Below are 10,582 nucleotides of genomic sequence, written 5' to 3'. Positions count from 1 at the left end.
GCCTGTCTTCGCTTGGGCGCAGAAGGCGCTTCCCACCATGTCCGAAACCGAGCGCGAAGCGCTCGAGGCGGGCGATGTGTGGCTCGAAGCGGAACTCTTCACCGGCGATCCCGACTGGCGGGAACTGCTCGACACACCACCCGCCACGCTTACGGCCGAAGAACAGGCCTATATGGACGGGCCGGTGGAAGAGCTGTGCGATATGCTCGATGACTGGAAGATCACCTGGGAAGACGGCGATCTCACGCCGGAGACCTGGGACTTCATCAAGCGCAATCGCTTCTTCGGCATGATCATTCCGAAGGAATATGGCGGGCTCGGATTCTCGGCCTTCGCTCATTCGGAAATCATCCGCAAGATCTCCAGCCGCTCGGCAACGGCCGCCGTCACCGTCATGGTGCCGAATTCGCTCGGCCCCGGCGAATTGCTGATGCAGTTCGGCACGGAGACACAACGCGATTACTGGCTGCCGCGCCTGGCGGCGGGCGAGGAAATTCCCTGCTTCGGCCTGACAAGTCCTGCTGCCGGTTCGGATGCAGCCTCCATGACGGATACGGGGGTCGTCTGCCGCGGCATATGGAAGGGCGAGGAAGTTCTCGGCATCCGGCTCAATTTTTCGAAGCGCTATATCACGCTTGCGCCTGTTGCCACTGTGCTCGGCCTTGCCTTCAAGCTCCACGACCCGGAAGCGCTGCTTGGCGGGCCGGAAGAGCGCGGCATCAGCGTGGCGCTGGTGCCGACAGATCTTCCGGGCATCCGTATCGGCCGGCGGCATCTTCCCTCCTTCCAGATGTTTCAGAACGGTCCCGTGCAGGGCGAGGATGTTTTCATCCCGCTCGATCATCTGATTGGCGGTGAGGAACAGGCGGGCAAGGGCTGGAAGATGCTGATGAGCGCACTTGCGGCCGGGCGCGGCATTTCGCTTCCCTCGCTTTCTGCGGCGGCGGCCGCATTCTCTGCCCGCACCACGGGCGCCTATGCGCGGCTGCGCGAACAGTTCAACCTGCCCATCGGCAAGTTTGAAGGCGTGCGGGCGCGGCTCGCCCATATTGCGGCAACGGCCTATCTGCTTGATGGCGCAAGGCGGCTCACCTGCGCAGGGCTTGATAGCGGCCGGAAACTCGCCGTCATTTCCGCCATCATGAAGGCACATGCGACCGAGCGGATGCGCGAGACAGTCAATGATGCGATGGATATTCACGCGGGCAAGGGCGTGATTGACGGGCCGTCCAATTATCTCGGCAATCTCTACCGCGCCGTGCCTGTGGGCATAACGGTTGAGGGCGCGAATATTCTCACCCGCAATCTCATCATCTTTGGTCAGGGTGCCATTCGCAGCCATCCGTATCTTCTCGACGAGATGAAGGCGCTGGAGGAGGAAGATGAAGAGGCCGCCTTTGACGCCTTCGACGAAGCCTTCTGGCTGCATGTCGCGCATGGTGTTCGCACTTTTTTCCGCGCATGGGGCCGCAACTGGACGGGAGGTCTCTTCGCCCCTGCCCCGCGCGCAGGCGCCGCATCACCCCATTATCGTCAACTCTCGCGCCGCGCCGCGAGCTTTGCACTGATCTCGGACCTTGCGCTTCTCACGCTTGGCGGCGCGCTGAAGCGCAGGGAAATGCTCTCCGCGCGGCTTGGTGATGTTCTTTCCGATCTCTATCTGCTCGCGGCAGTGCTGAAACGCTGGGAGGATGAGGGACGGCAGAAAGACGACCTGCCGCTGCTCCGATACTGCATGGCGGACGGGCTTGCGCGTATCGACCGCAATCTCGCCGAAGTCTTCGCAAATCTGCCCAACAGGCTGATTGGCTTGGTTGCGAAACTCATCATCCAACCGCTTGGCGTGAGGCGGCACGGGCCTTCTGATGATCTTGCGCGGGAATGCGCCGAGCTTCTGCTTGCGCCCTCGGCCACGCGCGACAGGCTGACATCCGGCCTTTATCCGGGCAAGGCGGGCGATGCCGTGGCGGTGCTCGAAGAGGCGTTCTCGCTTTCTGCTCTGACCCAGACGGCGCGCGACAGGATGCGCGAGGCAAAGATTGCCGCCCCTGAGACGGCGCTTGCAAGCGGCCTTCTCACCAGCGAGGAAGCGGCCCGGATCGGCGATTACCAGCGCCTTCTCGCGCGTGTCGTCGCCGTGAATGATTTTGCGCCTGAAGAGCTTGCGCTTCACACATCGCGTCCGGCGGAGGGGCAAGAGGATGACCCCCGAACGACAAGGCGGCTTGGAACGGGTTAAGCTGCTATCATGCTCCGTGAATCATGACCGACGGAGCAGAGCACGCCTTGCCGACCCGCCCAAAAACATTCACAGACCCGGCCGCCCTTGCTGAAGAAATCATTGCGCGTGTAGGTAAGCGCATCGTGCTTGCGGTGCCGCTCGGACTTGGCAAGCCGAACCATCTGGTGAATGCGCTGGTTGAACGGGCTACTGCCGACCCGTCGGTCTCGCTTCGCATTTTCACCGGCCTCACACTGGAAGTGCCGGGCGCAGGCAGCGGGCTTGAAGCGCGCTTCATGGCACCTGTTCTGAAGCGCGTTTTCGGGGGTTATCCCGAAGTCAGCTATACGCGCGCGCTGCGCAAGGGAACGCTGCCGAAGAATATCGAGATCAACGAGTTCTTCATGCAGGCAGGCCGCTGGCTCGGCTCCGCGCGGCAGCAGCAGAATTACATCTCCGCGAACTACACCCATGTGCTGCGCTATATTCTTGATGTCGGCTGCAATGTCATTGCGCAGCTTGTCGTGCCGTCAGACGACGGAAGCCGTTTCAGCCTGAGCTGCAATCCCGATATTTCGCCCGATCTCATCGCCGCGCGGCGCGAAGGGCGCGCTGATTTCATCAGCATCGGCGAAACGAACAGCCATTTGCCTTACATGACCGGCGTGGCCGAAGTCGAAGCGGGCGAGTTCGATTATCTCCTCGACAATGAGGCGCTGCATTACCCGCTCTTCGCACCGCCGCGTGAACCTGTCTCGCTGGTCGATCATTCCATCGGCGCGCATATAGCAAGCCTCATCCCGGATGGCGGCACGCTGCAAATCGGTATCGGTTCGATCGGCGATGCGATCGGTCATGCACTTTGCCTGCGCCATCGCAACAATGAGGCCTATCAGGCCCTGCATGAGCGGCTGAAGATTTCGGGCCCGGAGCGCGCACCCTTCAGCGAAGGGCTTTATGGCGCGAGCGAAATGCTGGTCGAAAGTTTTCTCGACCTCATGGAAGCGGGCGTCATCAAGCGCGAAGTGGACGGCATTCTCGTTCATGCCGGTTTCTTCCTCGGCTCGCGCAATTTCTATCGCAAGCTCCATGAGATGGATTCCGCCACCCGCGCAAAGATCGGCATGGTGCCGGTGAGCTATGTGAACGAGCTTTATGGCGGCGAGGCAGAAAAAGCGGCCGCGCGCCGGAAGGCCCGCTTCATCAACACCGCCATGATGGCGACGCTGACAGGGGCCGTGATTTCAGACGGACTTGAAGATGGCCGCGTGGTGAGCGGCGTTGGCGGGCAATATAATTTCGTATCGCAAGCCTTTGCGCTGCCCGATGCGCGCTCCGTCATCGCGCTGCGCGCCACCCGCAGCAAGGATGGCAAGACCGTCTCCAACATCGTCTTTTCCTATGGGCACACCACCATTCCGCGCCATTTGCGCGACATTGTGGTGACGGAATATGGCATTGCCGATCTGCGCGGAAAAAGCGACAGCGAGGTGGTGGCGGCCATGCTTTCCGTCGCCGATTCCCGTTTTCAGGGCGATCTTCTGGCGCAGGCGAAGAAGGCCGGGAAGATCGCAGACGACTATGAAATCCCGCCTCAGCATCGCAACAACACGCCTGAAAGGCTGCGCGCGGCGCTCCATGAGGCGAGCGCGGAAGGACTTTTGCCGCTTTTCCCCTTTGGCAGCGATTTCACGGAAGTCGAGCTTCGCCTGATGCCCGCCCTTGGCCGGCTGCGTAGCGCTACGAAGGGGGACCTCATCCGCCTTGCGCTGCGGGGCGGAAAGGAAGATGCCGCGCGCAGCGAATGTCTGGAGCGGATGGGGCTTGCCGCCCCCTCAGGGCTGACGGAAAGGATCTATCGCCGGCTGCTCCTCGGGGCGCTTTCCGCTTCCGGCGTCTGAGACGGTTTTGCGTAGTCCGGCTCCGCTTGAACAGTGAAATAGCGGTGTTACATAGGCGCCGCACCTGCCGGGAAAATAGACTCAAAATGGCAGCAATCTGCCTGGCTGGCCTTGGCAGGCTGCATCACTCACACATATATAGCGCCGATATATCGCCCGGCATGATCGTCGTCTCGACGAGACAGGGGTGACGCAGGGACAAGCTGCCCATGCATGTGACGACCCTTTGCCTCGGCGCTCTCGTTTTTGGCGATGCCACGGGCTACGAGATCAACAAAATGTTCGAGGATGGCCCCTTCGGCCATTTTCTTGAGGCCAGCTACGGGTCGATCTATCCGGCCCTGACGCGGCTGACGGACGAAGGACTTGTCACCTGCAAGGCAGAGGCGCAGGAGGGGCGGCCAGGCAAGAAAATCTACTCCCTGACCGACAAGGGGAGAGAGCGACTTCGCGAGGCGCTGGGCGAACCGCTTGCGCCGGACAAGTTCCGCTCCGAATTCCTTTTCACCATCCTCTTTGCTCATATGCTGCCGCGCTCCCGCGTCCGGACGCTTCTGGAAGAGCGCCTTGCTGCCATGAAAAAAGAGGCTGACCAGCTTTCACGAAACGAAGAGGCCGACACGCCCGGCGTCGATTTTGCCCGCCGCTACGGACTTGCGGTCCTGACCGCCTCCATCGACTTCCTCGAACGAAACCGGCATCAGATCGAGGATGTCGCAATTGAAGAAAAAGCACATGTCTAACGACCCCCGGAATTTCATCGCCAAGGTGACAGGTGGTGAGCTTCGCCGTTCCCATCTCATCGCCATCGGCATTGCAGTCGCAATCCTGCTCTGGTTCGTCAGCGGATTTTTCACCGGCCCCAGCCGAAACGGCAACGGTATGACCGCTGCTGAAGCCGATGCCGCCAATACGGTGGTGCCAAAGGTGCGGGTCATCGAATCGCAGGCAACCCTGCGGCAAGGCTTTGTCACCATTCGCGGCCGCACGGAGGCCAAGCGCGCCGTGCAGGTGCGGGCGGAAACGCAAGGGACGGTTCTCGAACTCCCGGTGGAAAAGGGACAGCGTGTGGCAAAGGGCGATGTGCTTTGCCGGTTGCGGATCGATGCGCGCGACGCACAGCTCGCCGAGGCGCGCGCGCTCGTCGCGCAGCGCAAGCTGCAATATGATGCCTCCCGCCAGCTTGCCGAAAAGGGCCACCGCGCGCCCACTGTCGCCGCTGCAGACAAGGCCGCCTATGACGCTGCCCTCGCACGGCTGAAGCAGATGGAAATCGAATATCGCCAGACAAATGTCGTCGCACCTTTCGATGGCGTCTTCGACAACCGCATGGTCGAGGTTGGCGACTATATGCGCGTGGGCGATGTATGCGGGCTGGTGGTGGAGCTTGATCCGCTGCTCGTTATTGGCCAGGTGTCGGAAGATCGCGTGGGCGCCATCAAGGACGGCTCGCCGGGCACCGCGCGCCTCGTCACCGGCGAGACGGCAGAAGGCCGCGTCCATTTCGTTTCGAGAACAGCGGACCCCGCGACGCGCACTTTCCGGGTGGAGCTTGAGATCCCCAACACGGATCTCCGCCTGCGTTCCGGTGTCACCGCCGAGATTTCGATTCCGGCTGATCCCGTGCCTGCGCACCGCATTCCAAGCAATGTCATCACGCTTAATGATGGCGGCGTTGTCGGTGTGCGCATTGTGAATGAGGCAGGGCGCGTTACCTTCAATCAGATCAGCCCGATCGACGACACGCCCGAAGGGCTCTGGGTGACGGGTCTGCCTGAAAAGGTCACGCTCATCACCGTGGGACAGGATTTCGTCACCGAGGGGCAGAAGGTTGAAACCGTGCCCGCAACACAGGCTGGAGCTTCTCTGTGATCTCCCCCATTGACGCCATATTGCAGCGCGTCCGCACCGTTCTTACCGCGATGGTTCTCCTCGTGGCGGCGGGCGTCATCTCCTTCATCACGATCCCGAAGGAAGCGGACCCGGATATTCCGATTCCGCTTTTCTATGTCTCGATCCTCCATCACGGCATTTCGCCCGAAGACTCCGAACGCCTGCTCATCAGGCCGATGGAAACGGAACTGCGCTCGCTGGAAGGACTGAAGGAAATCGTCGCCATCGCCTCGCAGGGCCATGCCGGAATCCTGCTCGAGTTCGATGTGAACTTTGACAAAAGCTCCGCGCTGCAGGATGTGCGCGAGAAGGTGGACCTTGCGCGCGCAAAACTGCCGAGCGACACGGAAGAACCGATCATCCGCGAGTTCAACACCTCGCTCTTTCCCGTTCTCGTCGTCACGCTGTCGGGCGATGTGCCGGAACGCACGCTGTACAACGCAGCACAGGCACTGAAGGATGAGATCGAAGCCATTCCGACCGTCCTTCAGGCCGAACTTGTCGGTCACCGCGAAGAGCTTCTCGAAATCGTCATCGATCCGGCCAAGCTTGAATCCTACGCCATTTCGCATGGCGAGCTGCTCAACATCGTCTCGCTCAATAACCGGCTGGTCGCAGCCGGCAATATCGACACGGGGCAAGGCCGTTTCTCGATCAAGGTGCCGGGCTTGTTCGAGACGCGCGAGGATGTGCTCGAACTGCCGATCAAGGTGTCGGGCGACGCTGTTGTGACGCTTTCCGATGTCGCCGAGATCCGCCGCACCTTCAAGGATGCGGATGGCTATGCGCGCTTCAACGGGCATCCGGCTATTGCCATCGAAATCACGAAGCGCATCGGCACAAACATCATCGATAATAACGAGCAGGTGCGCCGCGTCGTCGAAGAGTTCACACGGGACTGGCCGGACGCAATCCACATCAACTTCACGCTTGATGCCTCGGACTGGATCTACAGCTCGCTCGGCTCTCTTCAGTCCTCCATCATGACGGCCATCGTGCTTGTCATGGTCATCATCGTGGCCGTGCTCGGGCTTCGCTCGGCGGCGCTGGTGGGTGTCGCCATTCCCACCTCCTTCATGATCGCCTTCTTCTTCCTTTCGGCATCGGGCTACACAGTCAACATGATGGTGATGTTCGGCATGTTGCTTGCGGTGGGCCTTCTGGTCGATGGCGCCATCGTGATCGTGGAATATGCCGACCGAAAAATGGCCGAAGGCATGCACAAGCGCGAGGCCTATGCGCTTGCGTCCAAGCGCATGTTCTGGCCCGTCACCTCGTCCATCGCCACGACGCTTGTGGCCTTCCTGCCCATGCTGTTCTGGCCGGGCGTATCCGGCAAGTTCATGAGCTATCTGCCGATCACGCTCATTGTTGTGCTGACGGCATCGCTTCTGACCGCGCTGATTTTCGTGCCCGCCCTTGGTTCCGTCTTTGGCAAGGTGGAAACAGGAAACGAGGCGGTTCTGAAGCAGCTCGCCGGTGCCGAAACGGGCGACATTCGCGCGCTGCCGGGCCTGACCGGTTCCTATGTGCGGATGCTCGATCGCCTCGTCTATCACCCCTGGCGCGGGCTTGCGGGCACGGGCGTCTTTGTGATCGGCACGACGATCCTTTTTTCGATCTTCAACAATGGCGTCGAGTTCTTCGTGGATACGGAGCCGGAGCGCGCCATTGTTCTCGTCAGCGCACGCGGCAATCTCTCCGCTGCCAATACGCTTGAGCTGGCGCAGGACGTGGAAAAAATCCTGCTCGAAACGGATGGCGTGAAGACCGTCTTCACACGCGCGGCGCCCGGCATGGGCGTCGGTTCCAGCGCGCGGGGCGACATTCCCAAAGATCTGATCGCGCAGCTTCTCATCGAGTTCAAACCCTATGAAGAGCGCCGCAAGGGCGCCATCATTCTGGAAGAAATCCGCCAGAAGGCGCAGGCACTGCACGGTATCAAAGTGGAAGTGCGCAAGCAGGAGGAAGGCCCGCCCACCGGCAAGGACATCCAGATCGAGCTTACCTCGCATAATTATGAGAAGCTGCTCGAAACCACCGGCTTGATCCGCGACTATCTCGATACGGTGGATGGTCTCATCGACATTGAAGACGGGCGACCGCTGCCTGGCGTCGAATGGGTGCTGACGGTAGACCGCGAAATGGCGGGCCGCTTCGGTGCGGACGTCACCTCGGTGGGTGCGGTGATTCAGCTCGTTACCAACGGTATTCTGGTTGGCGAGTACCGGCCGGATGATGCGCGCGACGAAGTGGATATTCGCGTGCGCTTCCCGGACGATTACCGTGTGCTCGACCAGCTCGACAATCTGCGCGTTCAGACGCGGGCAGGCCTCGTGCCGATCTCGAACTTCGTCACCCGTGTGGCACGGCCTCAGGTCAGCTCCATCGAACGCATAAACGGGGTGCGCCGTCTCGTCGTGAAGGCGAATACGGCGGTTGATCCTGCCACGGGCGAGAAAATCAATGTGGACTCGATGGTACGCGAGCTTTCCCAATGGGTCTCGCAACAGGAGATCGATCCTGCCGTCAATGTCCGCTTCCGCGGTGCGAATGAGGAACAGGCTGAATCAGCGGCCTTCCTTGGCGGTGCGCTTGTCGCCGCCCTCTTCCTCATGTTCATCATCCTGCTTACGCAGTTCAACAGCTTCTACCATACGGGGCTGACGCTCTCGGCGGTGGTGCTGTCCGTATTCGGCGCAATGATCGGGATGATTGTCACGGGGCAGACCTTCTCCGTCATCATGACGGGCACCGGCATCGTCGCGCTGGCGGCCATTGTGGTGAACAACTCGATCATTCTGATCGACACCTATCAGCGGCTCCGGAGGGATACGCCGGATGTGGTGGAGGCGGTGTTGCGCACGGCGGGTCAGCGGCTTCGCCCGATCATGCTCACAACCATCACCACCATTTTCGGCCTTCTGCCGATGGCGCTTCAGATCAATCTCGATTTTGCGACGCGCGAGATCGTGATTGGCGGGCCGGTCGCGGTGTGGTGGGTTCAGCTTTCGACGGCCATCATTTTTGGTCTCACCTTCTCCACCCTGCTGACGCTGGTCCTTGTGCCGGTGCTGCTTGCGGCACCGACCATCATCCGCGCCAAGCGGGCGGCGCGGCGGAGCGGCCAGAAGGATTTGCAGGCGGTGATGGCGGCACAGCGCGCGGCAGAGTAAGCCGCCTCAGCCCTCATCCACCACAGGATTGGACAGCAGGCCGACACCTTCGATCTCAACCTCGATCGTGTCGCCTGCTTTCATCCATACAGGCGGCGTGCGCGCAAAGCCGACACCGGCGGGCGTGCCCATTACCAGCACGTCACCCGGCTCCAGCGTCATGCATTCCGACAGCAGCATGATCGTCTCATCCACGGGGAAGATCATGTCGCGCGTATTAGCGCTTTGCATGATCTTGCCATTCAGCCGGGATTCGATCTTGAGACCCGTCGCGCCTTGCGGCAATTCATCCGCCGTTACGAAGGCAGGGCCGAAGGGGCCGGTGCCGTCGAAATTCTTGCCGATGGTCCATTGCGGCGTGCGGCGCTGATAATCCCGCACCGACACGTCATTGAAGCAGGCATAACCCGCCACATAAGAAAGCGCGTCCGCCTTGGCCACATGGCGCGGCACGCGACGACCGATGATTGCCGCAAGCTCCGCCTCGAAATCAAGCTGCTCGGAGACGCGCGGGCGGGGAATGGCCGCGCCATGCCCAATCAGCGTTGTCGCCGAGCGCATGAAGAAATTGGGATAATCCGGCTTCTCCCGGCCGCCTTCTGCCGCGTGTTCAGCATAGTTGAGGCCGAGGCAGATGATCTTGCCGGGCCGGGGAATGACCGGCAGCAGCTTGACGCCCGAAAGCGGCAGCCGGGGCGCCTTTTCCAGCAGAGGCTTGACTGACGCTACGGCATCGCCGCCCGCCTGAAGCAGATCGAAGAGGGAGACGGGCGCGCCTGCAAGCCCCGAAAGATCAGCAATTTCATCGCCCGCGAGAACGCCGAGCCTCGCCGAAGCATCTTTTTCAAACGTCACAAGCCGCATTGCCGCTCTCCCTCTTTCGTCGCCGGAACTCTGCGCCAGAGGCCGCAGCGGTTCAATCGCATTTTCTCCGGCGCAAACACCTGTTTAGACTGTCGGAAAACATAACCTCGGGGGAGGAAAGAATAATGACGGAGAAACAGAACAGGTCCGGCAAGCCGGGTTTCGATGCCATCATTGTCGGGGCCGGGTTTGCCGGCATGTATATGCTCCACCGGCTGCGCAGCCTTGGCCTTTCGGTCCGCGTCATCGAGGCAGGCGAAGGCGTGGGCGGCACGTGGTACTGGAACCGCTATCCGGGCGCGCGCTGCGATGTGGAAAGCCTCGAATATCAATACGGCTTTTCCGACGAGATCCAGAAGGGCTGGACCTGGACGGAACGCTATGCAGCGCAACCCGAAATCCTCCGCTATCAGAACTATGTTGCCGACAAGCTCGACCTTCGGCGCGACATAAGTTTTTCAACGCGCGTGACAGCCGCCCGCCATGATGCGGCGAGCGGGCTCTGGGCCATCGAAACGGATCAGGGC

General features: G+C 61.1%; 7 protein-coding genes. 6 read left to right on the top strand and 1 reads right to left on the bottom strand.

The window, feature by feature from the left end; all coding sequences use genetic code 11:
* The 5 genes from WBF74_RS05910 to WBF74_RS05890 all read left to right on the top strand — a co-directional run.
* Window positions 1–2,239 (top strand): acyl-CoA dehydrogenase (locus WBF74_RS05910; RefSeq protein ID WP_424436620.1); only part of this gene is annotated, 2,239 nt, incomplete at its 5' end.
* A gap of 23 nt (window positions 2,240–2,262) precedes the next feature.
* Window positions 2,263–4,122 (top strand): acetyl-CoA hydrolase/transferase C-terminal domain-containing protein, encoded by a 1,860-nt coding sequence (locus WBF74_RS05905; RefSeq protein ID WP_424436617.1) that lies wholly within the window; start codon window positions 2,263–2,265, stop codon window positions 4,120–4,122.
* Window positions 4,123–4,331: 209 nt separating this feature from the next.
* Window positions 4,332–4,865 (top strand): PadR family transcriptional regulator, encoded by a 534-nt coding sequence (locus WBF74_RS05900; protein ID WP_424436614.1) that lies wholly within the window; start codon window positions 4,332–4,334, stop codon window positions 4,863–4,865.
* Window positions 4,858–5,994: an efflux RND transporter periplasmic adaptor subunit gene (locus tag WBF74_RS05895; RefSeq protein ID WP_424436611.1), complete on the top strand. Its 1,137-nt coding sequence runs from the start codon at window positions 4,858–4,860 to the stop codon at window positions 5,992–5,994. Before WBF74_RS05900 ends, WBF74_RS05895 begins: the two co-directional genes overlap by 8 nt.
* Window positions 5,991–9,191 carry an efflux RND transporter permease subunit gene (locus tag WBF74_RS05890; protein ID WP_424436608.1) on the top strand — a complete coding sequence of 1,067 codons (3,201 nt, stop codon included), beginning with the start codon at window positions 5,991–5,993 and terminating at the stop codon, window positions 9,189–9,191. The genes WBF74_RS05895 and WBF74_RS05890 overlap by 4 nt, the downstream gene beginning before the upstream one ends.
* Window positions 9,192–9,197: 6 nt before the next feature.
* Here the strand turns inward: WBF74_RS05890 and WBF74_RS05885 are convergent, their stop codons facing one another.
* Window positions 9,198–10,055, bottom strand: a complete 858-nt coding sequence (locus WBF74_RS05885; protein ID WP_424436605.1) for a fumarylacetoacetate hydrolase family protein — start codon at window positions 10,053–10,055, stop codon at window positions 9,198–9,200.
* Window positions 10,056–10,180: 125 nt separating this feature from the next.
* Between WBF74_RS05885 and WBF74_RS05880 the strand changes: the two genes are divergently transcribed.
* A partial coding sequence (locus tag WBF74_RS05880; RefSeq protein ID WP_424436602.1) for an NAD(P)-binding protein occupies window positions 10,181–10,582 on the top strand: 402 nt, incomplete at its 3' end.

The organism is Parvibaculum sp. (assembly GCF_049672805.1).
Lineage (GTDB): Bacteria > Pseudomonadota > Alphaproteobacteria > Parvibaculales > Parvibaculaceae > Parvibaculum.
The sequence above is the reverse complement of the archived record's forward strand: the minus strand, read 5'-3'. Positions and strand labels throughout refer to the sequence as shown.